Genomic DNA, 26,063 nt, shown 5'->3' on the forward strand with positions numbered 1-26,063 from the left:
CACTCTGGGCGGGCGCCGGGGAGATCGTAATGAGTTGAATTGTGCTGGGGAGGGGTCGTTCGATTGCGAACGGCCTCTTTTCTTTGCGCTTGAGCAGCAATGGGCCGATCAAGTCGGCGGAAACACTCCGTTTCCAAACCGTGATCATGCGTGCCCGTGGACCTTGTCTGGCTATGCGATACCATCCTTGCGTCCCACACCATTTGCGGCGCAGCGCGAGGAAAGATCATGGCGACGATCAACGGCACCAATGAAAATGACGTCCTGAACGGCACGAACGAGGACGACACGATCACCGGCAACGGCCTTGATGACACCATCAATGGTGGCGATGGAAATGACACGATCTTTGGCGATTTTGGCCCCGGCGGCGGCACGACCACCGGAGGGTTTGACGCCACACCGCTCAGCCTGCAATTCGCCAATGCCCAGAATGAAAGCGCCGACGGCACCTCCGTCGAATATCGCAACGTGGCGGTGCTGGACGACGGCACGCCGGTGCTGGCGAAGCTGACATTGCTGTCGAAATCCGACGACGACCTGCAGGTGGATCTGACCGGCAGGGCCGGGGGCGAGATCCTGCTCAACAACAATCGCGATGGCAGCCAGCGGGGCGAGACCGCGGAGCTGCGGCTCGAATTCTTCAACCAGGACACCGGCGAGCCCATTGCGCTCAACACGGTTGGCACCTTCGGGGATCTCGACCGGGCCAACAACGGCACCGAGCGGGTCGAGATTTCCAAGCAGTTCATTTCCGGCTTCGGCACGTCCGACGACACCGATCTGTTCGTGCAGGATGGCACAGGCTCTGTCTCCGCGTTCGGTGGGCGCAACACCAATGCGCGCGATCAGGATGCGTGGTTCTCCACCCAGATCGAGGGTCAGCAATTCATCGAGTTCACCGTCACCTCGCGGGGCGGTCCGACCGGCTACACGCTCAACGGCTCCGTGATTGAGGATGTCGTGATCACCCCGACCGAGCCTGGCGATGACATCATCGACGGCGGCAACGGCGATGACACGATCTTCGGCCAGGAGGGCAACGATACCATCCAGGGCGGCGATGGCAGCGACACGCTTGATGGCGGCATCGGCGACGACACCATTCAGGGCGGAAACGGTCAGGACGTGATCGATGGCGGCGATGGCAACGACACGATTTCCGGCGGCGAGGGCGATGATCAGATCACCGCCGGGTCGGGCGATGACGTGGTCGCTGGCGACAACGGACAGGATGTGATCGACGGTGGCGCGGGCGATGATGTTCTGCAAGGCGGCGGGGGTGACGACCAATTGACCGGCGGCGAGGGCTCGGATGATCTGCGCGGCAGCCAGGGTCAGGACGAGCTGCGCGGCGGCGAGGGCGACGACCGTGTGTCGGGCGGCGAGGGCGATGACCGCCTGTTCGGCGATGCGGGCGACGATCATATCCTTGGTGATGCAGGCAATGACACGATCGAAGGCGGGGCCGGGGTCGACAACATCAATGGCGGCGATGGCAATGACCGCATCGATGGCGGAACCGGCGATGACATCATCGTGGGCGGGCTAGGGCAGGACCAGATGTCGGGCGGTGACGACCGCGACACGTTCATTGTGTCCTCGGGCGACGAGGGCAATGGCGACCGGGTCGATGGCGGCACGGATGGCGACGATTTCGACACGCTCGATCTGACCGGGGCAGGGCCGCTGCGCTTCGTCAACATCACCGATGATGCCGATGGCGACAGCCAGTCCGGCCGCGTCGAGTTTTTGGATGCGAACGGCAACGTCACGGGCCGGCTCGAATTCACCGAGATCGAGCAGATCATCCCCTGCTTCACCACTGGCACGATGATCGCGACCCCGCGTGGCGAGGTGCCGATCGAAGCCCTGCGTGAAGGCGACCGCGTGATCACCCGGGACAATGGCATGCAGGAAATCCGCTGGATCGGGCGCAAGGAGGTGGGCCGCACGGCCCTGCGCGCCGCCCCGCATTTGCGCCCTGTTCTGGTGCGCGCCGGCTCGCTTGGCCATGGGTTGCCGGAGCGCGACCTGTTACTTTCGCCCAACCACCGCGTCCTGCTGATGAACGAGCGGGTCGACATGCTCTTTGACGAACGCGAGGTGCTCTCTTCGGCCAAGCACCTTTGCACGCGGGAGGGCGTCGATGTGGTCGACGCCTCGGGCGTGGTCTATTGGCACATCCTTTTCGACAGCCACGAGGTGATCCTGTCCAACGGCGCGTGGACGGAAAGCTTCCAGCCGGGGGACTATGCTCTCAAGGGCATCGGTCACGCCCAGCGGCGCGAGATTTTCGAGCTGTTCCCGGACCTGTCGGACAGGGCCGGGCAGGCGGCGTTTGGCGCCGCGCGGCTCACGCTGAAAGCCCATGAGGCCGCGTTGTTGAAGGACTAGCTCAGCGTTGGCCTTCGCGCCAGGCGGCCCAGGCCTCCGGCGTGTCGAGATCGGCGAGCGCCGCGGGACCGATGGGCACCAACACCGTCTCGCCTGAATGCGCCTTCAGCACCGGCTGCGCGCCGGTATCGCCTTCAATCCCGCGCAATTCCTCGAACAGCCCATGGCAAATCAAGACGGGATGGCCGGGCTTGCCGGCTTCAGTGGCCCCGCGGAAGACCTGTTTCAAGGGATGGGCGCGGGCCGCATCAACCACGCGGCGTAGATGCGTGGCGCTCAGGTCCGGCAGGTCCGCCAAGACCAGCAGCGCATCGCCGCGCAGGCCGATCAGACCGGTCCGGATCGAATGGGACAGGCCGAGTTCCGATCCTTGCGTCTCGACGATCTCGACATCGAGCCCGTGCAGCGCGTTCCGCCGGGCAGGGGCCTTTGGCGGCAAGACCACGCGGCAGGGCAGGCCCGCGGCCAGACACATCTCGGCCCGGTCGCGCAACAGTGCTTTCCCGCGTACCTGTTCCAGCAGCTTGTCCGTGCCACGCATCCGCGACGATGCGCCCCCGGCCAGCAAGAGGGCCGTCACGCTCAATGGTGCGCCGTGCTGGAGAACAGGTTGATCACCACGATCCCCGCCACGATCAGCCCCATGCCCAGCAGGGCCGCAAGGTCAAGCTTCTGACCGAAATAGAGCCAGCCGATCAGCGCGATGAAGACGATGCCCAGGCCCGACCACAGCGCGTACATCACACCCACGGGCATGTATTTCAGCGTGAGGCCGAGGAAGTAGAACGCCACCGCGAAACTCATCACCGCAAGCAGGGACGGCCCAAACCGCGTAAACTGCTGAGACGCCTGGATCGAAGAGGTGCCGATGGTCTCCGCCGCGACGGCGATGATCAGGTAGAAGTAGTGGGTGGGCATGGCTCAGCGTCCTATGTAGCGATCCTTGCGGTGGTTGACGGCGACGATCAGGTTGACCACCACCGCGCCCGCCAAAGAGTAGGCGACAATATCCGGCGCGACCACCGCGAAGGCCGCGGCAAAGAGCGCGACATCGAAGCCAAGCTGCACCCACCCCGCCTGAATGCCCGCGCGCTCTTGCAGGAACAACGCAAGCACCCCGATCCCGCCAAGGCTCGCCCCGTGGCGAAACAACACGATCAGCCCCAACCCGATGGAGGCCCCGATCAGAAGCGCCCCTAGCCAGGGCGAGAGATGCGCAAAGCTCAGATGATCGGGCATGATTTCTGAGATGGCCGAGAGCAGCGCCACGGCGATGAAGCTCTTGATGGTGAAGCGCGGCCCAAGCTGCAGCCAGGCAAGCACATAGAACGGCAGGTTTACCACGAAAAAGACCGCGCCGAAGGACCAGCCGGTGACGTAGCTGAGCAGCACGGCGAGCCCGGCGGTCTGCCCGGTGATGAGCCCCAGATGCGTCAGCATAGCGACCCCAAGCGCGCACATCGAGGTCCCAAGCACAAAGGCCTGCGCGTCTTCTAGAAGGCTGTGTTCGATGGGTTTGGCCATGGGGCCTGCCTATCTGAGTTCGCACCCCCACCGCAATCCGCCCCGCGCGATGATTTTGATGAGGCACCGCAAAGATGCAAGTTTGGAAAAAGTACGGCGCGAGGGGCAGCTTTAGAGCCCAAAGTGACCGATGCTGCAAGCTGCGCTAAAGTCGGCTTTGGGTGAAAAGCTTTGCTAGTTACTCCCAAGTACCTTTGTCACCACACGTTAGCCCACCTTTTTTAGCACCTATGCCAAAAAAGTTATTATCGTCGATGCAAAGCACTAGTTGAGGTTCGGTTGCATTGTCTAGGTTTTCATTCCAAGCGGGGGTGCCATCCGTTGAATCGCAGCGTACAAGCGTTCCGCTCGTTGCCAGGGTCATGGCGTTAGAAAAATGCTGGTTTAACAACACGCAGGCGTCTGTGTCAGTGGTTTGTGCAGTACTTTGCTTAGTAACAGATAATAATAGTGCGCAGGTTATACCTCCGCTACGGAGAAATTCTTTTAACACCTGATTCATTCCTTCTTATTGTTATAGCCTTGGGTCTCTACGCGGAGGCATAATTCCACAGCACCGAAATGAACAATTTGGCGGTTTTAAGGTCTGCAATGCAAAAAAAAACCTCCTGAGCCAGAATTATTAACATAATTTAGCCTATGCGTTCTCGATCAAATACAAAAGCAGCCGTTGGCGCAGTCGCAGCGAAAGCCCGCTTTGTCCGCAAAGCCGCCATTCCCGAAGCATAAAAAAAGCCCCCGCGTGTCGGGGGCTTTTCCTTTTCCCATAAGCACCGCTTACATCGCCGCGTTTAGGTTTTCGTCGATCTTCTGCAAGAAGCCCTCGGTCGTCATCCATTTCTGGTCGGGGCCGACCAGCAGGGCGAGGTCCTTGGTCATGAAACCGCTTTCCACCGTGTCGACGATCACCTTCTCCAGCGTATCGGCAAAGGTCATCAGCTGCGCGTTGCTGTCGAGCTTGGCGCGGTGCCGCAGGCCGCCGGTCCACGCAAAGATCGACGCGATGGAGTTGGTGGACGTCGCCTCGCCCTTCTGATGCTGGCGGTAGTGGCGGGTGACGGTGCCGTGGGCCGCCTCGGCCTCGACGATCTTGCCGTCGGGCGTCATCAGCTGCGAGGTCATCAGACCCAGCGAGCCGAACCCTTGGGCCACGGTATCGGACTGCACGTCACCATCGTAGTTTTTGCACGCCCACACGAAGCCGCCGTTCCACTTCATCGCGCAGGCGACCATATCGTCGATCAGGCGGTGCTCGTAGTAGATGCCCTTGGCCCTGAACTTCTCTTCGAACTCTTCCTCGTAGACCTGCTGAAACAGCTCCAGGAACCGGCCGTCATATTGCTTGAGGATCGTGTTCTTGGTGGACAGGTAGACCGGCCAGCCGATGTTCAGGCCGTAATTCAGCGAGGCCCGCGCGAAGTCGATGATCGACGCGTCGAGGTTGTACATGCCCATGAAGACGCCCGACGCCGGGGCGTCGAACACCTCGCGCTCGTCCACGGTGCCGTCTTCGCCCACGAACTTCATCGTCAGCTTGCCCGGCCCGGGGAATTTCATGTCCGTGGCTTTGTACTGGTCGCCAAAGGCGTGGCGACCGATGACGATGGGCTGGGTCCAGCCCGGCACCAGTCGCGGCACGTTCTTGCAGATGATCGGCTGGCGGAACACCACGCCGCCCAGGATGTTGCGGATCGTGCCATTGGGCGAGCGCCACATTTTCTTCAGGCCAAACTCCTCGACCCGGGCCTCGTCGGGCGTGATTGTCGCGCATTTGACGCCGACGCCGTATTTCTTGATCGCCTCGGCCGCGTCGATGGTGATCTGGTCGTCGGTCTCGTCGCGCGCCTCGATCCCCAGGTCGTAGTATTTCAGGTCGATGTCGAGATAGGGCAGGATCAGCTTGTCCTTGATGAACTGCCAGATGATGCGGGTCATCTCGTCGCCGTCGAGCTCGACGACGGGGTTCTCTACCTTGATTTTGCTCATGGGGTCTCTCCGGCGCATAAGGGGAACTGTTGCGCTGCGTCATAGCGCAGGCGCGGCCTTCTGTGAAGGCGGTATGCTATTGTATACGGAATTGTCGCCATCAGATTGCGTTGGATTTGAACCAATCCGCGATCCTTCCGCTCAGGTGATCCCAAAGGGCAGGGGCGCCGCGGCGGACCTTGACGCCCACGCGGGTCTCCAGCTGCTGCTGCGTGACGTTATATGCGGGCCACGTGCCGCCACCGCTTTCGAGGTTGGCCACGACCGGCTGGACCCGGTCGATGGACTTGGCGAAGACGGCGTCATCGGTCTCGGCGGCCTCGAACTCGTCCCAAAGCGCGCGAAAGTCGCGCGCTTGCTCGGTCGGCAACAGGCCAAATAGGCGGTCGGCGGCGGCTTGCTCGATCGTTTCCATCTCGGCGGGGTCGTGATCGCCATGGATCGGATTGTCGCCCGCGTCGATCTCTACCAGGTCGTGGATCAGCAGCATTTTGATCACCCGGTCGATATTGATAGGCCTGGTGGAATGTTCCGCCAGCACCATGGCGTAAAGGGCAATGTGCCAGCTGTGCTCGCCCGAGTTTTCGCGCCGCGAGCCGTCGTTGAGCGTGGTGCCGCGGAGGACGGTCTTCAGGCGGTCGGCCTCAACGAGGAAGGCCATCTGGGCGGAAAGGCGATTGGTCATGGCGAAGGTTTGACACACTCGGTCATGCAGGAATAGGGAGTCTGGCCGCTTTCCATTGGCCGTTCCGATAAAGATACCATTCGATTGACGAGATTAGTATACAGCCGAGGGTGGTAAAACGGTTGGATTCTACGAGTGTGAAGTACAGACCAGAAGTCGATGGCTTGAGAGCAGTTGCCGTCGTTCCAGTGATCCTCTTTCATGCCGGGGTAGGTCTGTTTAGCGGCGGGTACGTTGGCGTTGATGTATTCTTTGTCATCTCCGGCTACCTGATTGCCGGGATCCTCATTTCGGAATTGGAGCGCGATACTTTCTCGATCGTGCGGTTTTATGCCCGACGTGCCAAACGGATCTTGCCTGCACTCTTTTTCGTGATGCTCCTTTGTGTTCCGGCGGCATGGGTCATTATGCTTCCGACGGAGTTCAAGGATTTCTCCCAAAGTCTGATTGCAGTTACGCTCTTTTCATCAAACTTCCTGTTTTGGATTGAAAGCGACTACTTCGCTCCAGCGGCAGAGCTCAAACCGCTGCTTCATACATGGAGCCTTGCGGTCGAAGAGCAATATTACTTGGTATTTCCGGTCTTCTTGTATTTCTTTTGGAAGTTTGGACGCTCAAAGGTCATCCTTTCCATTTGCCTTCTTGCGCTTATGAGCCTTGCGGCGAGCGAGTGGGCATGGCGCAGCTCGCCCAGTGCCAACTTCTATCTTGCCCCCACGCGGGCGTGGGAACTTCTGGTTGGTGCGCTTTGTGCGTTTGCGCCTGAAATGCTCAGACGCAGATGGATGAACTGGCTGTCCGTCCTAGGGCTTCTTATGATCGTCGCCTCAGTCTTCATATACGATCACAGCACGCCATTCCCATCTCTCTATACTTTGTTGCCGGTGGTCGGATGCGCCCTCGTCATTCTGTTCGCAAGGGAGGACACCTGGGCCACATTCCTTTTGTCGCGCCCGATATGCGTTGGCATTGGCCTCATTAGCTACAGCCTCTATCTGTGGCACCAACCGTTGTTTGCGTTTGCCAGATTACAAAACTCCGGAGAGCCCGCGGCGTCGCTCATGAGCGCCTTGACGGTCGCGACCTTCGGGCTTGCGTATTTCACTTGGCGATTTGTCGAAACGCCATTCAGATCGCCCGAAATCAGCCACCGCGCCATTTTTTCGATGTCCGGTGCGTGCGGGTTTGTATTTCTGGCTTTGGGTCTGACGGGCCATGTGAGCAATGGCAGTCCGATCGGAGATGGGTTTTCCCCAGCACAACGGCAGCTTTTGGCATATTCGGACTACGACAGTGCCGGCCTATACCGGGAAGGCGATTGCTTTCTCGAAACCGCACAAGTGCCATCCGAATTTAGGGATTTTTGTGTCAGCGCCGAAAACCAGATGTTCATTGTGGGCGATTCCCACGCTGCGGCCTTGTCCGTGGGGCTTAGAGAAGTTTTCGATACAGGACAGCTAACAGCGCATGGGTGTCCGCCGTTGATAGGCTACTCGAGTCTGTCCCAACCCAATTGCAGTCAGATTCTGGAACACTACTTTGCGGAGCTGGAAAGGCTTAAGCCAGAACAGATCATTCTGCACGCCCATTGGGGGTCCCACGTTGGAAAAGAGCTGTTCAGGCTTGAGGCGACAATCGCCGAAATCCAAAGAACCGCTCCGGCGTCAAATATCCTGTTGGTGGGGGGCGTGCCGACATGGTCGCCGAGTCTGCCAGCAGCGCTTGTGCGCGCCCGCGCGCAGACCGAGGACGAACGGCTACTCTATTCCGACATACACGATACCGCATTGGCCGACGCGTTTCTGCGAAACCTTGCAACCCAATACGGTGTGGAATTCGTGTCATTGATTGATGCGTTATGCGAAGGACAGGAATGCCTTGCCGTTGTGGGCGACGCGGGCGAACCGGTTCCACTGGTTTGGGATTACGGGCATCTGACGCAAGCGGGTTCACGTTACATTGCCGACGAAATTCTTTCGCCGAAATTGGTTGAATAATAGAGCCAAGACCAACGTTTCAGTGGTGTCGTCGTAGAACGGCTGAGCGCAGCGCCTAGTGATCCGTCGTCTCGATCAGGTCGCCGGTGTTGGGGAGGTCGCTTTCCACGCTCTTACCGGCGAGCTTATCTTCCAGGAACTGCAACGCGCGGGCCTCGGCCTTGCGGACGCGCACGGAGGTCAGGAAGGCCTCCTGCGTTGTCTGTGAGGACGCGCCGATCAGCTGGGCCACCTGGTTGATCAGGCCCACATCGTCCAGTTCGGCCTCCGCCTTGATGGCGGCGATGGCAAGCTTGTCGGCAATGTCGTCGGTGATACCCATGGCTTAGCGCGTCTTCTCTGTCAGGCGGCGTTGCACATATTCTTCCACGGACCCGGTGAGCGTGTCCATATGGTCGTTCTCGAAGAAGTGGCCCGCGCCCTCGACCTCTTGGTGGGTGATGGTGATGCCTTTTTGTTCGTGCAGCTTGTTGACCAGCGTCACGGTGTCCTGGGGCGGCGCCACGCGGTCGCCCAGACCGTTGATGATCAGGCCCGAGGACGGGCAGGGGGCAAGGAAGGAGAAGTCATACATGTTCGCAGGCGGCGAGACGGAGATGAAGCCGGTGATCTCGGGGCGGCGCATCAACAGCTGCATCCCGATCCACGCGCCAAAGGAGAAGCCTGCGACCCAGCAATGCTTGGCGTTCTGGTTCATCGACTGAAGGTAATCCAGCGCCGAGGCCGCGTCGCTGAGCTCGCCGATGCCCTGATCGTATTCGCCCTGACTGCGGCCCACGCCGCGGAAGTTGAACCGCAGCACGTTGAAGCCCATGTTATGGAATGTGTAATGCAGATTGTAGACGACCCGGTTGTTCATCGTGCCGCCGAATTGCGGGTGCGGGTGCAGGATGATCGCGATGGGGGCGTCGCGCATGCCTTTGTGCGGATGGTAACGGCCCTCGAGGCGGCCTTCTGGTCCGGGAAAAATCACTTCGGGCATGGGCGGTGTGGTCCCTCATTTTCTTGGAGCGACGACAATTCTTGACGCCTTTGCTCGGGTAACCTAGAACAATTCTAAGTTGCGAGGCGATCGCTCGCCCGCAAGTCAAGCTGAATTAAGGTCTGCGCCTTACAGCGTCAATGTTAATCGGCTGAAACAGCCTGTTTACCGGCTGCAATTCGGGGGAATTGCCCATGAAACTGAGCACCAAGGGCCGCTACGCCATGGTCGCCTTGGCGGACCTCGCCCAGAACCAGTCGGGCGGGCTGGTCTCTCTTGGCGAGATTTCCAAACGTCAGGACGTCTCGCTGCCCTATCTCGAGCAGCTCTTCGTCAAGCTGCGCCGCGCGGGGCTGGTAGAGTCCGTGCGCGGCCCCGGTGGGGGCTACAAGCTGGCCCGCCCGCCAGAGGCGATCCGGGTGTCCGAGGTGCTCGAGGCCGTGGACGAGACGGTATCGGCCATGCACACCGGCGCGGGCGCGTCAGGCGCGCTGTCGGGATCAAAAGCGCAGAGCATGACCAACCGGCTGTGGGAAAGCCTGAGCGCCCATGTCTACGTGTTTTTGCATCAGACCCGGCTTTCGGATGTCGTAGGCAACGAGTTGACCCCGTGCCCGGCAGTGCCGACCCTCTTTACCGTGGTGGACGAGTCCTGATGGCGCGGGTCTATCTGGATTACAACGCCACGGCGCCTTTGCGCACGGTGGCGCGGGACGCGATGATCGCGGCGATGGATGTGGTGGGCAACCCGTCCTCGGTCCATGCCGAGGGGCGCGCGGCAAAAGGGCTGATTGAGCGGGCTCGCGCGCAGATCTCGGACGCGTTTGGGGCGTCGGGGGCGGATATCATCTTCACCTCATCGGCCACTGAGGCGGCGGATCTTGGTCTCTATGGAGGGCCGATGATCCATGACAGCCCGGCGTTTTTCGAATGCGCCGAGATTGAGCATGATGCGGTGATCGGCAATTGCATGCACACGCTGGCCACGGACAGGAACGGGAGGGTGGAGGTGAGCGAGCGCGTCGACACTGTCGCGCTGCAATTGGCCAATAGCGAGACAGGCGTGATCCAGAACCTGCCCCACGGTCTGGGCTTTTCGGACATGACGCAGGCGTTTGGCAAAATTCCGTGCGCGTTTTCGTGGACCCAAGCGCAGCGGGCGATCATCTCCGCGCACAAGATCGGCGGGCCAAAAGGCGTCGGCGCGCTGGTGATCAAACAAGGCACGGATGTTCGGGCCCAGATCAAGGGTGGCGGGCAAGAGATGGGCCGCCGCTCGGGCACGGAGAACGTGATCGGCATCGCCGGATTTGGGGCCGCAGCGGCGGCTGCGGCACAAGATTTGGCCGATGGGGTCTGGGATCGGGTTGCGGAACTTAGAAATATTCTAGAAAAGGCCATTGAGGCCCGCGCAAAGAATACTATTTTTGTCGGGAAAGGGTCTGAACGCCTGCCCAACACCTCGTGCTTCGCCACCCCCGGCTGGAAAGGCGAGACGCAGGTGATGGCGATGGACCTTGCGGGGTTTGCCGTCTCGGCGGGGTCGGCGTGCTCCAGCGGCAAGGTCAAGGCCAGCCGCGTGGTCACGGCCATGGGATATGACGCGCTCACGGCCTCGAGCACCCTGCGGGTGTCCCTGGGGCCGGAGACGACGGAAGAACAGGTGCTGCGCTTCGCGGATGCGTGGCTGGCGGCAGAACAGAAATTTCACGCCCGCGCGGCGTGACAGTGAGGAGAGAGCCGATGGCGCTAGAGGATGTGGTCGACAACGTCAAAGAGGGCGTGGATCAGGACACCGTGGATGCGGTGCGCGAAGTTGGCGGCAAGTACAAGTACGGCTGGGAAACCGAGATCGAGATGGACTACGCGCCCAAGGGCGTGAACGAGGACATCGTACGGCTGATTTCCGCCAAGAACGAAGAGCCCGAGTGGATGACCGAGTGGCGGCTGGAAGCCTTCCGCCGCTGGGAAAAGATGACCGAGCCGGAGTGGGCGATGGTCGACTACCCCAAGATCGACTATCAGGATCAGTATTACTACGCGTCGCCCAAGAGCATGGCGGAGAAGCCAAAATCGCTCGATGATGTCGACCCGAAGCTGCTGGAAACCTACAAGAAGCTGGGCATCCCGCTGAAGGAACAGATGATCCTGGCGGGCGTCGAAGGCGCCGAAGATCTGACCGACGCGCCGCGCAAGGTCGCGGTGGATGCGGTGTTTGACTCCGTGTCCGTAGGCACGACTTTCCAGGCGGAGCTGAAGAAGGCGGGCGTCATCTTCTGCTCGATCTCGGAGGCGATCCGTGAGCATCCCGAGCTGGTGAAGAAGTACCTCGGCTCCGTGGTGCCGCAATCGGACAACTACTTCGCGACGCTGAACTCGGCCGTCTTCTCGGACGGCTCGTTTGTCTACGTGCCGCCGGGCGTGCGCTGCCCGATGGAGCTGTCGACCTATTTCCGCATCAACGCGGAAAACACCGGCCAGTTTGAGCGCACCCTGATCATCGCCGACAAAGAGAGCTACGTCAGCTACCTTGAAGGCTGCACCGCGCCGATGCGCGACACTAACCAGCTGCACGCGGCGGTGGTGGAGCTGGTGCTGCTCGACGATGCCGAGATCAAGTATTCGACCGTACAGAACTGGTATCCGGGCGACGAGAACGGCAAGGGCGGCATCTACAACTTCGTCACCAAACGTGCCGATTGCCGCGGTGACCGCTCCAAGGTGATGTGGACCCAGGTCGAGACCGGCTCCGCCGTGACCTGGAAATACCCGTCCTGCATCCTGCGCGGCGAGGAAAGCCAAGGCGAGTTCTACTCGATCGCGATTGCCAACAACATGCAGCAGGCCGACACCGGCACGAAGATGATCCACTTGGGCAAGAACACCAAGTCGCGGATCGTGTCGAAAGGCATCTCGGCGGGCAAGGCGCAGAACACCTATCGCGGGCTCGTCTCGATGCACCCGAAGGCCAAGAATTCGCGCAACTACACCCAATGCGACAGCTTGCTGATTGGCGACAAATGCGGGGCGCACACGGTGCCGTATATCGAGGTGAAGAACAACTCGAGCCGGGTGGAGCACGAGGCAACGACCTCCAAGGTCGATGACGACCAGCTCTTCTACTGCCGCCAGCGCGGCATGGACGAGGAAGAGGCCGTGGCGCTTGTAGTCAACGGTTTCTGCAAGGAAGTCCTGCAGGCCCTGCCGATGGAATTCGCCATGGAAGCCCAACAGCTGGTAGCGATCTCCCTGGAAGGCTCGGTGGGATGATCGTCACCACGACGAACAATATCGAAGGCCACAAGGTCACGGCCTACCACGGCATCGTGGTGGGCGAGGCGATCATGGGGGCCAACATCGTGCGCGATCTCTTCGCGCAGGTCACCGACATCGTCGGTGGCCGCTCAGGCATGTATGAGGCCAAGCTGCAGGACGCCCGCGACACGGCGATCAGCGAGCTGAAAGACCGCGCGCGCGAGTTTGGGGCCGATGCGGTCGTGGGCGTCGATCTGGACTATGAAGTGGTCGGCCAGTCGATGCTGATGGTCTCGGCCTCCGGCACGGCCGTCAGCGTCACCCCCGATGGGACTGTCCGGTAATTCCGGCGAAATTGAGCAAAACCATGCGCAATAACTCCAGTATCTCGTCACATTGCCGCCCTATAGGGTCGGTAGCTCCTGTCGTGGAAACACACGCAGGGACGGGTATTGGCGATGGCGGATACGGCATTCGAGGAGCGCTTGGCGCGGATCAATTCGGGGCAGGGCTTCGTGGCCGAGGGGCTTTTGGGCAATGGCGACCTGAACACCATCCGCAAGCGGCAGGAGAAGGGCCGCGCACCGACACCCGCCACGATGGGTGTGCCGGTCAAGAAACGCCTGCCGGTCAAGCGGGTGCTGATCGCTGCGCTGCTTGGGGTCGTGTCGTTCTTCGGCGGAAGCCTTGGCGCGTTTCATGCGACCAATTCGGTGCCCTCGGAATTCGATCAATACCGTCCGCTGGTCGAGGCGTTGGGCCCCGTCGGCATGTCCGGCCTTCTGGCGATGCTGCTTCTTTATATCTCGGGCTTCCGCTCGATGTGGCTGGTCGGCGCGATGGTGCTGGGCTTTTTCGCCACGCATTACGCAGAGCCGCACATGGCGCAGACCGCGCCGGTGCTGTGGTCGCAGATGTATTCGCCGGAGCACGCGGATGCGCTCAAATTCAAGGCGATCGCGCAGTCGGCGCAGATCAACGCGGTGATGCCCGCGGGCTTCGCATTGCCGACCGGGCTGAGCCTGCCGGAAGGCGTGTCGCTGCCGGTCGATCTGGGCCTGCCCAGCGGCTGAGCCGCCGCCAAGACAAGACCCAAAACCTGTCCAATTCCTGCCCTGATGGGGCGGCAGCCTTGGCTCCACATTGGATAGTGGAGCATGGTGGATATGGCTCAGGACGACTTTCAGGCCCGGCTCGCGCGCCTTGGCATGCAGCAAGAGGCCCCGCAGCAGCAAACGCAGGCGGAAATGCAGCCCGCGCCGCGCAGGCGCTCGGACGACATCAATCTCAATGGCTCAATCCTGGAAAACGCGGCCTATCCGGCCAGCTTGGTGGGCGCGTTCCTGCTAGGGCTGCTGGCAGTGTTCTTCAGCCGCTTCGCGCGCTTTCATCTGCTGGGCATCGCGGATCCGGAGGCCGATCTGTTTCTGGCGACCGTCGCGGATGGCGGCATGGCGCTGGCCATCGGCTTTTGCTTCAAGCAGATGTTCTCGATGGAGGGCGCGGAATGGGCGTCCGCCCAAGCTGCGGGCGTGGCGGTGATGGTCGCGTCGATGCACAATCTGGTACATATCTGGCCCGAAACCTTCTCGCTGATCTTCGATCCGGACTGGACGCGCTTCGTGCTGGACACGACAGACTTCCGCACCGCGCGGATCATGGAATACGTGCTGCCCTTCTAGGCGCGCGCAAGACAACTCGATTTTCAATTCAATCCAACGGGCGTCGCGCGGCGACGTCCGTTTTGCTGTGACAAGAGGACCCCATGCTAGAGATCAAAAACCTGCACGTCGCTTTGGAAGAAGAGGACAAGCAAATCCTCAAAGGTGTGGACCTGACCGTGGATGCGGGGCAGGTGCATGCGATCATGGGCCCGAACGGCTCGGGCAAGTCGACCCTGTCCTACGTGCTGTCCGGTAAGGACGGCTACGAGGTCACCGACGGCTCCGCCACGCTGGACGGCGAGGATATCCTCGACATGGAGCCCGAAGAGCGCGCCGCGGCGGGCCTGTTCCTGGCGTTCCAATACCCCGTCGAAATCCCCGGCGTGGGCAACATGACTTTCCTGCGCACCGCAGTGAACGCGCAGCGCAAGGCCCGCGGCGAGGATGAGATGTCGGCGGGGGACTTCCTGAAATTCATCCGCGCCAAGGCCAAGGAGCTGCAGATCGACGCCGATATGCTCAAGCGCCCGGTCAATGTGGGCTTCTCCGGCGGCGAGAAAAAGCGCAACGAAATCCTGCAGATGGCGATGCTGGAGCCGAAGATGTGCATCCTCGACGAGACCGATTCCGGCCTCGACGTCGACGCGATGAAGCTTGTGGCCGAGGGCGTGAACGCCCTGCGCTCGGAAGGGCGCTCCTTCCTCGTGATCACCCACTACCAGCGCCTGCTGGACCACATCAAACCCGACGTGGTGCACATTATGGCCAATGGCCGGATTATCAAATCCGGCGGCCCGGAGCTGGCGCTTGAGGTCGAAAACAACGGCTACGCCGACCTGCTGGCCGAGGTGGCCTGAGATGACAGGGCTATCTGCAACAGCGAACACCGACGCCGGGACATTGCGCGAGCTGCCGCTGGGCCAAGGCGCATGGGCGCAGGCCGCGCGTGGTGATGCGGCGGCACGGCTCATGGAAATGGGCCTGCCCAAGAAGCGCGACGAGTATTGGAAATACACCGATCCCACGACGCTGACGGCGGTTGAGGCCCCGGCGGCAGAAGTCTTCGTGCATGACGAGACACCGCTGTTTTCCGACATGGAAACGCTGCGCGTGGTCTTCGTGGATGGGGAGTTTGATGCAGAGGCGTCGAGCGATCTCAGCCTCGAGAATATCGAGATCGCGCGTCTCGCCGATGCGGCGGGCACCGATATCCATTGGGCCAAGGACCTTTACGGCGTGCTCGAGGCGCGCGGGCAATCGCCCGTCGCGCGCCCGCTCGCGGTGATGAACACGGCCTACGCCACCGATGGCATCCTGATCCGGGTGACGGGCAAGGTCTCCAAGCCCGTGCACCTGTCCTACCTGCATCAGGACCCGCAATCTGACGCGATCCTGCACCATTGCATCAAGGTGGAAGAGGGCGGCGACATCACGGTGATCGAAAACGGTCCCGCCGCCGCGCGCTTCAACAAATGCATGGAGGTCGACATCGCCGATGGCGCGGCCTTCCATCACGTGCGCGCCCAAGGTCGCGATCACGAGCGCCGGGCCGCCACGCATATCTTCACCCGGCTTGGGACGGAGAGCACGTTCAAGTCGTTCACCCTGACGGTGAACGGTGTGCTGACCCGCAATGAATGTGTGATCGAGCTGACCGGCGACGACGCGACCGCCCATGTGGCGGGCGCCGCTGTGGGTGATGGCAATTTCCACCATGACGACACGGTGTTCATCACCCATGACGCGGTGAATTGCGAAAGCCGTCAGGTGTTCAAGAAGGTGCTGCGCAACGGCGCGACCGGTGTCTTTCAAGGCAAAATCTTGGTGAAAGCGGGCGCGCAGAAGACCGATGGCTATCAGATCAGCCAGTCGCTGCTCCTCGACGATGACAGCCAGTTCCTGGCCAAGCCGGAGTTAGAGATCTACGCCGACGATGTGGCGTGCTCCCACGGTTCGACCTCGGGTGCGATCGACGAAGAGGCGCTGTTTTATCTGCGCTCGCGCGGGGTGCCCGAATCCGAGGCGCAGGACCTACTGGTGCTGGCCTTCCTGGCCGAGGCGCTGGAAGAGATCGAGGACGAGGCGCTGGCAGAGGCACTTTTGGGCCGCCTGCAGGGTTGGCTTTCGCGCCATCGAAAATAAGTAGACCCCCATGTCCACGGCGAGTGCCATATTCCGCAGCTACCGCGCGCCCCGCGCGGTGGCGCGCTCCTTCCGCGACGCAGGTGCGGATGACGGCACCGGTTTGGGCTGGCTCTTTGGGGCGTGTATCCTGTTCTTTTTGGCGCAGCTGCCGGAATTGCAGCGCACCGCGCATCTGAGCGGCGGCGACACCCCGTTCTTCGGGCTGGCCCTGGGCACGTTTTTCGGCACGCTTTTGCTGGCACCGATCGTGATCTTTCTGGTGGCCTCCGTGTCTGGCTATATCGCGCGGGCGGTGGGCTGGGGCGGAACGGTCACGGACGCGCGGTTGGCGATGTTCTGGGGGCTTCTCGCCTCTGCGCCGCTGGTGTTGATCCAGGGCGCGCTGTCGGGGCTGATCGGGACAGGGCCTGCGGCGAGTATCCTTGCCCTTGCGGCCTTCGTGGCCTTCTTCTGGGTCTGGGTGAACGGGTTGATCGCCCTTGGCACCCCTGTGGAGGCCGCAGGCCATGATAAATAACGTCCTGATGCTGGTCCTCGAGACCCTGCGCAGCCCCCGCGAGACCGCCGCGCGGGTGCTGGAGTTCCAGATTGACCGCAGCTCGCTGTGGCTTGCGTTGATGCTGGTGTCGATCGTGTCTGTGCTGGGCAGCCAGCTGACGCTGGCCTTTGTGCCCGACGAGATGGTCAACAGCCAAAGCCCACTGCCGCAATCGCCCATCGTGCTGGCGCTGGTGATCTGGGGCTTGCTGGTGGTAACGGTGTTTTCCACGCACTACATCGGCCGCGCCTTCGATGGCGCGGGCACGCTGGACAAGGCCTTGCTCGCGACGGTCTGGTTGCAATTCGTGATGCTGGTGGTGCAGGTGGGCCAGCTGGCGCTGTTCGTGATCTCGCCGCTGCTGGCGGTGCTGATCGGCTACCTCGTGGCGCTATACGTGTTCTACGTGTTCCTGAATTTCGTGCTGGTGATGCATGATTTCAAATCGCTGGGGCTGGTGTTTGCCGGGGCCATCGTCTCGGCCATCGGTGTCTTGTTCGGCCTGAGCCTGCTTCTCGGGCTAATTGCCGCGCTGTTTGGATTGGAGATACAGACCAATGTTTGACGTCAAAGCGGTGCGGGCCGACTTCCCGATCCTGGCGCGTGAGGTGAATGGCAAACCGCTCGTCTATCTCGACAGCGGTGCCTCGGCGCAGAAGCCGCAGGTGGTCATCGATGCGGTGACGCAGGCCTACGCCCATGAATATGCCAATGTGCACCGCGGGCTGCATTACCTGTCCAATCTCGCGACCGACAAATACGAGGCCGTGCGCGGCAAGGTCGCGTCCTTTCTGGGGGCGGGGTCGGAGGACGAGATCGTCTTCAACTCCGGCACGACCGAGGGCATCAACATGGTGGCCTATGGCTGGGCCATGCCGCGGATGGAGGCGGGCGACGAGATCATCCTGTCGGTGATGGAGCACCACGCCAACATCGTGCCGTGGCATTTCATGCGCGAGCGGCAGGGGGTAAAGATTGTCTGGGTCGATGTGGATGCCAATGGCGATCTCGACCCGCAGAAGGTGATCGATGCGATCACGCCCCGCACCAAGCTGATCGCAATTACACATATGTCCAACGTGCTGGGCACGGTGGTCGACATCAAGACGATCTGCGAGCAGGCGCAGGCCAAGGGCGTGCCGGTGCTGGTCGATGGCAGTCAGGCGGCGGTGCATATGCCCGTCAATGTGCGCGATCTGGGCTGTGACTTCTATGCTGTGACCGGGCACAAGCTTTACGGCCCGTCGGGCTCTGGCGCGATCTATGCGCGGTCCGAGCGGATGGCCGAGATGCGGCCCTTCATCGGCGGCGGCGACATGATCCGCGATGTGCACAAGGACGAGGTGATCTACAACGACGCGCCGATGAAGTTTGAGGCGGGCACGCCCGGGATCGTCCAGATCATCGGCATGGGCGTGGCGCTGGACTACATGACGGGGCTGGGGATGGAGAACATCGCGGCCCATGAGCGGTCTTTGCGCGACTATGCGCGGGCGCGGCTCGACGGGCTGAACTGGCTGCAGGTCCAGGGCAAATCAGCGGGCAAGGGGGCGATCTTTTCCTTCGTTCTGGATGGCGCGGCTCATGCGCACGACATCTCGACCGTGCTTGACAAGAAGGGCGTCGCGGTGCGGGCCGGCCAGCATTGCGCGCAGCCGTTGATGGAGCATATGGGGCTGAACGCAACCTGCCGCGCGTCCTTTGCGATGTACAACACGACCGAGGAGGTCGACGTCCTGATTGACGCGTTGGAACTTTGTCACGACCTGTTCGCGTGATCTGAATGTGCGCGACCGCGCGTTCCTGATACGCGCAGTTGCACCGCGATAAGGCTGGTCCGGCGTGGCGGTGCTTGCCGTGTTGCGCTTTCCGTATTTGGGGAACAAAGAAGGACAGATTTGGCGTTGCGGCAGGGGCTGCGCGCTTGTATAGCCCTTGTCTAGGCACCCATAGCTCAGCTGGATAGAGCGCTGCCCTCCGAAGGCAGAGGCCAGAGGTTCGAATCCTCTTGGGTGCGCCAAATCTCCTTGGAAGTTTTGACCGCTTAGCGGCCCCAGGTGCGGACCGTGCCGCAATCCATGTGCACGAAGTTGGAGCCGGAATACCGGCCCACACCGCCCGCCGCGCAAGAGGCGGCCGCGCGGGCGATCTGGCCCACGGAGCGGGAGTTCAGACGCAGATCTGCGGCCTGACCCTTCATGTGCAGGGAGTTCTTGGCGACACCGCGCGAGCGGGCGCGCAACATGCGATTGGTCTGGGGGGAGCGGTAGCCGGACAGAAGCATGTAAGGCTCCGAGACGTCCATCAGGTTATGGGCTGCGGACATGATGTCGATGGTACGGGTGTCCATGTTGAAGGCGCTGTTTTGGCGCCAGTCACGCATGAAATAGTTCACCTCTTTGAGGCTTTCCTTGATGTATTCGCCTTCGATCCAGTAGATCATGTCGATCTTTTCGCCGGTGCGGCCGGAATACATCTTGATGCGGCGAACGTCGCCCGCGCCGCGCAAAAAGCCGAACGCGTTGGCATAGACCGGTGCTGCCGTGAGAGTGGTCGCGGCGAATGCACCAAGAAGTGCGCGCCGCGTGATCAATGCGGATGTGCTTTTGCTCATCAGGTTAAGCCTGTCCCGTTTGCCCGAGCCGGTACGCCGGCCTGTTTTTTGATCCCCAGATGCCACGTCCTATGCCACAAAATGATTCTTTCGCCAAGGACACAGTGCAAAGCGGGCGTTAATATGATGCGAATAGGCGAAAATTTGCCCAGAATTCGAATTGACGCCGGGTGATGCAAATTTGAGACCATGGGCGCGCGATTTCGGGCCCAAGGGGTTGCCTGCGCGCCACGCGCCTCAGAAAAGACACAATTGAGCGTGGACTCCGAAGGCATGCTCAAATTTAGTCATTCGCAATTGATGAGCAGTAAATTTCGAGGTTCCCGATGACCGGTTTTCTGACCCGCCGCACCACTGTGAAATATCTCGCCGCAGGCGCCTTGAGCGCGGCGCTGCCGGGCCTGTTCGCGGGGCGCGCGGACGCGGCTGTCACCGCGATGAAGCAAGCCATAGCCGAGGCCGCCGCGCGCGACGAAGCGCTTTCGGCATTTTACCGCGCACGGGATTTCAAGCCGATCTTCGTGGGCAAGAGCGACAGCCGCCGCCGGGGCGCGCTGCTCAAGGCGCTGGCCAAGGCCGATGATCATGGCCTGCCGGGCAGCGCCTATGACGCCGAGGGCCTGAAGGGGATGATGAAGCAGGCCCGCACGCCCAGTGATCGGGGTCGGGTCGAGGTGGAGGCCGCCAAGCGGCTGCTGGATTATGCCGATCACATGCGATCTGGCGTGTTGAACCCGCGCCGCGTCGACCGTGGCTTGGTGATGGATGTGCCGCGCTACGACCGGACCTCGACGATCGATGCGTTCTCGAAATCCAACCCGCAGGCGTTTCTGAAGAAGCTCGCACCGCGCAAGCCGGAATATGTGCGCCTGCAAAAGGAAAAGCTGCGCCTTGAAAAGCTGCTGGCCCGCGGCGGCTGGGGCGAGACGGTGCAGGCCAAGGCGCTCAAGCCCGGCCAGTCGGGCGGGGCGGTGGTGCAACTGCGAAACCGGCTGATCCGCATGGGCTACATGCGCAAGACGGCCACGCAAACCTATGACGCCAATCTGCAATCGGCGGTCCAGAAGTTCCAGGTGCAACACGGGCTGGCGCCCGATGGGGTGGCCGGCGCCTCCACGCTGGCGCAGGTGAATGCACAGGTCGAGGACCGCCTGAGCCAGGTGCTGGTCGCGATGGAGCGCAACCGCTGGAACGCGCGCCCGCTTGAAAAGAAGCATGTTTACGTGAACATCCCTGACTACCACGTTGATATCATTCAAAATGGCAAGTCGACCTTCCGCTCCCGCGTGGTGGTGGGCAAGAACACCGAGGATCGCCGCACGCCGGAGTTTTCCGACGTGATGGAGTTCATGGTCATCAACCCCAGCTGGTACGTGCCGCGCTCGATCGTGACCAAGGAATACCTGCCGCTGATGAAGCGCAACCGAAACGCGGCGGGACAGCTTCAGATCATCGGGCGCAATGGCAAGCCCGTAAGCCGCAGCGCGATCAACTTCGCGCAGTATAACGAGAAGACTTTTCCCTACTCGATGAAGCAGCCTCCCTCCAAGGGCAATGCGCTTGGTCTGGTGAAGTTCATGTTTCCCAACAAGTACAACATCTACCTGCATGACACGCCGTCGAAATCGCTTTTCGGGCGCGAGACGCGGGCGTTCAGCCATGGCTGTGTGCGGGTGCACAAGCCGTTCGACTTCGCCTATGCGCTGCTGAAAGCACAGGAGAGCGATCCGGAAGGGTTCTTCCAAAGCACCCTGCGCACCGGCCGCGAGCGCCGGGTCGATCTGCGCGAGCCGCTGCCCGTGCATCTGGCCTACTACACCGCCTGGGTAGACCCCAAGGGGCGCGCGCATTACCGCAACGACATCTACGGCCGCGACCGCACGATCTTCCGCGCCTTGCAAAATGCAGGTGTTTCGCTGAGAGCGGTTCAAAGCTAGGCGTTATGCACCTAGATTGAGGGGGCGCGCGGCGGTGACCCGCGGCGCGCCCTTTTTTGCGGACGGACAGAGGCTACGGGAATGACGGATTTTTCGCTCAACGAGATCGCCGCGGCCCTTGGGGCGCAAGTGCAGGGCGATGCAGAGCTGCGGGTGCGGGGCGCCTCAGAACCTGCGGCGGCGGATGCCTCCCAGCTCGCTTTGGCGATGGATCCGAAATACAGCGACGGGCTGGCCAAGGGGCATGCCAAGGCCGCGATCCTGTGGGACGGCGCGGATTGGAAGTCGCTGGGGCTCGAGGCTGCGATTTTCGTGCCGCGCCCGCGTTACGCCATGTCCGGTCTCACGAGCCTGATGGACCCGGGCCCCGAAATCGTACCCGGCGTGCATGCGATGGCCGTGGTCCACGAGAGCGCCCGGATCGGCGAGGGGGCCGCGATTGCGCCTTTCGTGACCATCGGGCGGGACGTGGTGATCGGCCCGGGGGCGCGGATCGCCTCCCATGTCTCCATTGCCGAGGGCGCGCAGATCGGCGCGCAGGCCTTGATTCTGCAGGGCGCGCGCATCGGCGCGCGGGTGCGCATCGGGGACCGCTTCATTGCCCAGCCCGGCTGTGTGGTGGGCTCTGACGGGTTCTCCTTTGTCACGCCCGAGAAAAGCGGCGTCGAGAATGTGCGCAAATCCTTGGGCGATCAGGGCGATGCGGCGCAGCAGAGCTGGACGCGGATACATTCACTTGGGGCCGTAACCATCGGCAATGACGTGGAAATCGGCGCAAACAGTTGCATCGACCGCGGCACCATCCGCGACACATCTATCGGCAATGGCACGAAGCTCGATAACCTTGTGCATATCGGCCACAATGTGCAGGTGGGTGAGGATTGCCTGCTCTGCGGTCAGGTGGGCATCGCCGGATCGTCGCGCATCGGCAATCGGGTCGTGATGGCGGGCCAATGCGGGGTCAATGACAACATTTTCGTGGGCGATGACGTGATCGCGGGCGGGGCCAGCAAGATCTTCACCAACGCGCCCGCGGGGCGGGTGCTGCTGGGCTATCCGGCGGTGAAGATGGAAAGCCATATCGAAATGCAAAAGGCCCTGCGCCGCCTGCCGCGCTTCATGGCGGCGGCGAAAGGCGACAAATAGCCTGTGGCAAACCGCCGGGTTTGTCCTTACATGGGCGTGAAGTGGAATGGCTGAGGTCTGGGGGCAACGGTGTCCGGCAACGTTCGAGATCAAGTGATTGACATCATCGCGGAACAGGCGGTTCTGGAGCCGTCGGACGTGTCCGACACTGCCACCCTTGAAGAGCTGGGCATCGACAGCCTCGGGCTGGTCGAAAGCATCTTCGCCATCGAAGAAGCCTTTGACATCTCCGTGCCCTTCAACGCCAACGACCCGTCCGAGAGCGAGTTCGACATCTCCAGCGTCGCCAGCATCGTCAAGGCGGTCGAGAAACTCGTGGCCGAGCAAAAAGGCTAGAGCCGATGAAACGCGTCGTCATCACCGGGCAGGGCACGATCAACGCGCTCGGCCGTGACGTGGCGGGCACGCTCGAGGCGTTCCGCGAAGGCCGCTGCGGTATCGGCCCGCTCGACATCCGCGACGTCGACCGCCTGTCGATCCAGATCGGCGGCCAGGTGCGCGACTACGATCCCCACGCCGAGTTCAACCGCCAGCAAATCGCGCTCTACGACCGCTACACACAGTTCTCGCTGCTGGCCGCGCGGGAGGCGATAGCGCAATCCGGGCTCGATTTCGTGGGCCAGCTCGCCGACGAGGCAGGCGTGGTGCTGGGCACCGCCGGTGGCGGCATGAACACCCAGGATGAGAACTACCGCGCCGTCTACGAAGAGGGCAAAAACCGCGTGCACCCCTTCGTGGTCCCGAAGCTGATGAACAACGCCGCCGCGGCGCACCTGTCGATGGAATACAACCTGCGCGGCCCCAGCTTCACAGTGGCGACCGCCTGCGCCTCGTCGAACCACGCCATGGGGCAGGCGTTCCAGTTTGTTCGGTCCGGCCTGACGAAGGCGATGGTCACCGGCGGCGCGGAATCGATGCTGTGCTTTGGTGGCGTGAAGGCCTGGGAAGGCCTGCGCGTGATGACCCGCGACGTCTGTCGCCCGTTCTCGGCCAACCGCAACGGCATGGTGCAGGGCGAGGGCGCGGCGATCTTTGTGTTCGAGGAATACGAGCACGCGAAAGCCCGTGGCGCGGACATCGTGGCGGAGGTGATCGGCTTCGCCATGTCGTCAGACGCCGCCGATATCGTCATGCCGTCCAAACAGGGTGCCGCGCGCGCCATCGCGGGCGCCATGAAGGACGCGCGCATCGACCCGGCCGACGTGGGCTACATCAATGCCCATGGCACCGGAACGGCCGCCAACGACAAGACGGAATGCGCGGCGGTGGCGAATGTGTTCGGCTCCCATGCCGACAAGCTGATGATCTCGTCCACCAAGTCGATGCACGGCCATGTGATTGGCGGCACCGGCGCAATCGAGCTTTTGGCCTGCATCATGGCCTTGAAGGACGGCATAGTCGCGCCAACGATCAACTACGACGAGCCGGACGAGGAATGCGCGCTCGATGTGGTCCCGAACGAGGCGCGCGCGGCCTCCGTCAAGGTGGCACTCTCCAATGCCTTCGCCTTCGGCGGCATGAATGCGGTGCTGGCGTTGCGCCAGGTCTAGGCTGCCGCGCGCCGCCGCAAGACATCCTTAACACAGCCGCGCTAGAACGCCGCCTTGGGTACCCATTCGTCCCGGCTTGGCATCCGGGGCACAAAAACCAGTGTAGATCAGGTGGGAAACCACCGCCTGACGCATATGCAAAGAGGCCCGGGGAGGTAAACTCCGGTGATCTCACGCTTTAACGACGCCGCAAGACTGACCAACACACCCTTTCTTTGTTCCAGAAATACGGCGGGGGTCTGGGGGCAGGGCCCCCAGCGGATCGACGGGCCGGCAGGCCCGGCGACATGACGCCGTGCCTATAGCGCCGCTTGCACATGCAACGCGGCGGCCTTGATGCGTGCGGGATCCGTTCCACCGATCAACAGAAAAGCGTACGCACCGTCCGACCAGCTTGCAGCGTCCAGCCCCTCCAGCCGCGTCGTCGTCAACGCCGCTTTCTCGGCGGATTTGAGAACGTACAGCGCGATCGGCGTTTCGTCTTCGGCCAGATAGGCCAGCTGCGCCAGTGCTTGCCCCCGAAAGCCCATAATTTGCGCGCGCTTGAATGCAAGCCCCGGCACGTCCGTTGCGGGGGCGAGTGAGCGTCCGAGACGGGCGGCGACAAGGGCCAGTTGATCGGCCGTGGCCTCGGGCGTCTGGTCCGTCACCCTCAGCGTATCGGCCACATAAAGTGCCTGAATTCGCGCGACGTCGTCGTGCCAGCCGGGGGGCGGTCGCGGGATCGCAAATGCCCCGATCCCAAGGCCTAAGAGCAACGCGAAACCCGCCATGATCAGGCCACCACGGCGACCTTGCGTGGAGCGATCATGCGAGGGCGGCAACACGCCCGGCGGCATCTCTTCGAGCATCTGCGAGAGCGCCGGGCGCAGCTCGGAGATCGGCACCTCCAACGCCGACAGCCGCGCCGCCAGCGCGGGGCTGTCGATCAGCGCATCCGCCACCATATCCGCCTCCGGCTGGCTCAGCGCGCCGTTCAGATAGGCGGTCAGGGTCTCGTCGCTGATGTCGGTATCGCTTGGGCTCATGCGGTGACGCTTTCCGGGCGCGGCGGTCCGTGCTTCGGAGGCTTATGTCGTCAATTCATTTAAATCCGGTGAATTTGGGCTACCTCCAGGCCAGTGAAGATCGCAACGCGACAGATGCGACACACGCCACATTCATTCGGGAGGACCCTATCATGAAAACGACTTGTCTCAGCCTGACCCTTGCCGGGGCCGTATTCCTGGCCGCACAGGCCTTTGCCGGTGACCGCGCGCCGGTCGACGGCGCAGAGGCCTATTTCATCGGCCTGAGCGACGGCGACACCGTGCAAACCCCCGTGACCGTGCGTTTCGGCATCAAGGGCATGGGCGTGGCCCCCGCGGGTGTCGAGAAGGACGGCACCGGCCATCACCACCTGCTGATCAACCGCCCCGCGCTCGGTCAGGGTGAGGACGGGATGGAGGAATACGAGTATGGGCTCGTGGGCTCCGACAATCTGATCCATTACGGCGGCGGCCAGACCGAAACCACGCTGGACCTGCCCGCTGGTGAGCACACGCTGCAGATCGTGTTTGCGGATCTCAACCATGTGCCGTTCGAGCCCTCGGTCGAGACCGAGGTCATCACGATCACCGTCACCGAATAGCCCGGCAGGCGGG

The 26,063-nt window shown here is 62.0% G+C and carries 27 protein-coding genes and 1 tRNA gene; 19 read left to right on the plus strand and 9 right to left on the minus strand.

All coding sequences use genetic code 11. The annotated features are described in order from the left end of the window. The first annotated feature begins 228 nt into the window (after positions 1-228). On the plus strand, positions 229-2,397 hold the full coding sequence (locus C8N43_RS02425) for a Hint domain-containing protein (RefSeq protein WP_107844083.1): 2,169 nt from the start codon (positions 229-231) through the stop codon (positions 2,395-2,397). A gap of 1 nt (position 2,398) precedes the next feature. Here C8N43_RS02425 and C8N43_RS02430 read toward each other — a convergent pair whose 3' ends face one another. The 5 genes from C8N43_RS02430 to C8N43_RS02450 form a co-directional block, all read right to left on the minus strand. Then, entirely contained in the window at positions 2,399-2,977 is a 579-nt protein-coding gene (locus C8N43_RS02430) for a nucleotidyltransferase family protein (protein ID WP_245913009.1), read from the minus strand. Between the two features lie 2 nt (positions 2,978-2,979). Further along, a complete protein-coding gene (locus C8N43_RS02435; protein ID WP_107844085.1) occupies positions 2,980-3,315 on the minus strand; it encodes a DMT family transporter in 336 nt (111 codons plus the stop codon). A gap of 3 nt (positions 3,316-3,318) precedes the next feature. Beyond that, complete coding sequence (locus C8N43_RS02440; protein WP_107844086.1) at positions 3,319-3,921, minus strand: YitT family protein; 603 nt, start codon at positions 3,919-3,921, stop codon at positions 3,319-3,321. Positions 3,922-4,698: 777 nt separating this feature from the next. Continuing rightward, positions 4,699-5,907, minus strand: coding sequence for an NADP-dependent isocitrate dehydrogenase (locus C8N43_RS02445; RefSeq protein WP_107844087.1), 1,209 nt, complete (start codon positions 5,905-5,907; stop codon positions 4,699-4,701). Positions 5,908-6,007: 100 nt separating this feature from the next. Continuing rightward, the gene (locus C8N43_RS02450) at positions 6,008-6,592 is read right to left on the minus strand and encodes an HD domain-containing protein (protein ID WP_107844088.1); all 585 of its coding nucleotides are present in this window, start codon (positions 6,590-6,592) and stop codon (positions 6,008-6,010) included. Positions 6,593-6,729: 137 nt separating this feature from the next. Between C8N43_RS02450 and C8N43_RS02455 the strand changes: the two genes are divergently transcribed. Further along, the gene (locus C8N43_RS02455) at positions 6,730-8,589 is read left to right on the plus strand and encodes an acyltransferase family protein (protein ID WP_107846207.1); all 1,860 of its coding nucleotides are present in this window, start codon (positions 6,730-6,732) and stop codon (positions 8,587-8,589) included. Positions 8,590-8,644: 55 nt separating this feature from the next. Here the strand turns inward: C8N43_RS02455 and C8N43_RS02460 are convergent, their stop codons facing one another. Both C8N43_RS02460 and C8N43_RS02465 read right to left on the minus strand, forming a co-directional pair. Further along, positions 8,645-8,911 carry a hypothetical protein gene (locus C8N43_RS02460; protein ID WP_107844089.1) on the minus strand — a complete coding sequence of 89 codons (267 nt, stop codon included), beginning with the start codon at positions 8,909-8,911 and terminating at the stop codon, positions 8,645-8,647. A 3-nt stretch (positions 8,912-8,914) separates the two neighbouring features. After that, entirely contained in the window at positions 8,915-9,571 is a 657-nt protein-coding gene (locus tag C8N43_RS02465; RefSeq protein WP_107844090.1) for an alpha/beta hydrolase, read from the minus strand. A 194-nt stretch (positions 9,572-9,765) separates the two neighbouring features. Here C8N43_RS02465 and iscR point away from each other — a divergent pair, with 194 nt between their 5' ends. From iscR to C8N43_RS02525, 12 genes are all read left to right on the plus strand, one after another. Beyond that, positions 9,766-10,227, plus strand: coding sequence for a Fe-S cluster assembly transcriptional regulator IscR (gene iscR, locus C8N43_RS02470; protein WP_107844091.1), 462 nt, complete (start codon positions 9,766-9,768; stop codon positions 10,225-10,227). Next, on the plus strand, positions 10,227-11,297 hold the full coding sequence (locus tag C8N43_RS02475; RefSeq protein ID WP_107844092.1) for a cysteine desulfurase family protein: 1,071 nt from the start codon (positions 10,227-10,229) through the stop codon (positions 11,295-11,297). Before iscR ends, C8N43_RS02475 begins: the two co-directional genes overlap by 1 nt. Positions 11,298-11,314: 17 nt before the next feature. After that, on the plus strand, positions 11,315-12,841 hold the full coding sequence (gene sufB / locus C8N43_RS02480) for a Fe-S cluster assembly protein SufB (RefSeq protein ID WP_107844093.1): 1,527 nt from the start codon (positions 11,315-11,317) through the stop codon (positions 12,839-12,841). After that, positions 12,838-13,170, plus strand: coding sequence for a YbjQ family protein (locus C8N43_RS02485; protein WP_107844094.1), 333 nt, complete (start codon positions 12,838-12,840; stop codon positions 13,168-13,170). The genes sufB and C8N43_RS02485 overlap by 4 nt, the downstream gene beginning before the upstream one ends. A 114-nt stretch (positions 13,171-13,284) precedes the next feature. Continuing rightward, positions 13,285-13,899, plus strand: a complete 615-nt coding sequence (locus C8N43_RS02490; RefSeq protein WP_107844095.1) for a hypothetical protein — start codon at positions 13,285-13,287, stop codon at positions 13,897-13,899. 93 nt (positions 13,900-13,992) lie between these two features. Further along, complete coding sequence (locus tag C8N43_RS02495) at positions 13,993-14,508, plus strand: hypothetical protein (protein ID WP_146174146.1); 516 nt, start codon at positions 13,993-13,995, stop codon at positions 14,506-14,508. Positions 14,509-14,591: 83 nt separating this feature from the next. Then, on the plus strand, positions 14,592-15,347 hold the full coding sequence (gene sufC, locus C8N43_RS02500) for a Fe-S cluster assembly ATPase SufC (RefSeq protein ID WP_107844097.1): 756 nt from the start codon (positions 14,592-14,594) through the stop codon (positions 15,345-15,347). A 1-nt stretch (position 15,348) separates the two neighbouring features. Continuing rightward, positions 15,349-16,632 carry a Fe-S cluster assembly protein SufD gene (gene sufD, locus C8N43_RS02505; protein ID WP_107844098.1) on the plus strand — a complete coding sequence of 428 codons (1,284 nt, stop codon included), beginning with the start codon at positions 15,349-15,351 and terminating at the stop codon, positions 16,630-16,632. Positions 16,633-16,642: 10 nt separating this feature from the next. After that, entirely contained in the window at positions 16,643-17,152 is a 510-nt protein-coding gene (locus C8N43_RS02510; RefSeq protein ID WP_107844099.1) for a YIP1 family protein, read from the plus strand. Next, complete coding sequence (locus C8N43_RS02515; RefSeq protein WP_107844100.1) at positions 17,142-17,738, plus strand: Yip1 family protein; 597 nt, start codon at positions 17,142-17,144, stop codon at positions 17,736-17,738. The genes C8N43_RS02510 and C8N43_RS02515 overlap by 11 nt, the downstream gene beginning before the upstream one ends. Continuing rightward, a complete protein-coding gene (locus tag C8N43_RS02520) occupies positions 17,731-18,951 on the plus strand; it encodes a cysteine desulfurase (RefSeq protein WP_107844101.1) in 1,221 nt (406 codons plus the stop codon). Before C8N43_RS02515 ends, C8N43_RS02520 begins: the two co-directional genes overlap by 8 nt. A gap of 165 nt (positions 18,952-19,116) precedes the next feature. Then, positions 19,117-19,193, plus strand: a tRNA-Arg gene (locus C8N43_RS02525). A gap of 24 nt (positions 19,194-19,217) precedes the next feature. On the opposite strand, the gene mepK is transcribed toward C8N43_RS02525, so the two are convergent. Continuing rightward, positions 19,218-19,787, minus strand: coding sequence for a peptidoglycan L,D-endopeptidase MepK (gene mepK, locus C8N43_RS02530; protein WP_107844102.1), 570 nt, complete (start codon positions 19,785-19,787; stop codon positions 19,218-19,220). Positions 19,788-20,113: 326 nt separating this feature from the next. Here mepK and C8N43_RS02535 point away from each other — a divergent pair, with 326 nt between their 5' ends. The 4 genes from C8N43_RS02535 to C8N43_RS02550 all read left to right on the plus strand — a co-directional run bounded on the left by C8N43_RS02535 (position 20,114) and on the right by C8N43_RS02550 (position 24,420). Beyond that, complete coding sequence (locus C8N43_RS02535) at positions 20,114-21,724, plus strand: L,D-transpeptidase family protein (protein ID WP_107844103.1); 1,611 nt, start codon at positions 20,114-20,116, stop codon at positions 21,722-21,724. Between the two features lie 81 nt (positions 21,725-21,805). Then, positions 21,806-22,870, plus strand: coding sequence for a UDP-3-O-(3-hydroxymyristoyl)glucosamine N-acyltransferase (locus tag C8N43_RS02540; RefSeq protein WP_107844104.1), 1,065 nt, complete (start codon positions 21,806-21,808; stop codon positions 22,868-22,870). Positions 22,871-22,939: 69 nt separating this feature from the next. After that, positions 22,940-23,206, plus strand: a complete 267-nt coding sequence (locus tag C8N43_RS02545) for an acyl carrier protein (protein ID WP_107844105.1) — start codon at positions 22,940-22,942, stop codon at positions 23,204-23,206. A 5-nt stretch (positions 23,207-23,211) separates the two neighbouring features. Continuing rightward, on the plus strand, positions 23,212-24,420 hold the full coding sequence (locus C8N43_RS02550) for a beta-ketoacyl-[acyl-carrier-protein] synthase family protein (RefSeq protein WP_107844106.1): 1,209 nt from the start codon (positions 23,212-23,214) through the stop codon (positions 24,418-24,420). Between the two features lie 299 nt (positions 24,421-24,719). On the opposite strand, the gene C8N43_RS02555 is transcribed toward C8N43_RS02550, so the two are convergent. Then, positions 24,720-25,448 (minus strand): anti-sigma factor, encoded by a 729-nt coding sequence (locus tag C8N43_RS02555; RefSeq protein ID WP_107844107.1) that lies wholly within the window; start codon positions 25,446-25,448, stop codon positions 24,720-24,722. 152 nt (positions 25,449-25,600) lie between these two features. On the opposite strand from C8N43_RS02555, the gene C8N43_RS02560 reads away from it, so the two are divergent. Then, positions 25,601-26,050, plus strand: coding sequence for a DUF4399 domain-containing protein (locus C8N43_RS02560; RefSeq protein ID WP_107844108.1), 450 nt, complete (start codon positions 25,601-25,603; stop codon positions 26,048-26,050). Positions 26,051-26,063: the final 13 nt, after the last annotated feature.

This window comes from Litoreibacter ponti, from assembly GCF_003054285.1.
GTDB lineage: Bacteria > Pseudomonadota > Alphaproteobacteria > Rhodobacterales > Rhodobacteraceae > Litoreibacter > Litoreibacter ponti.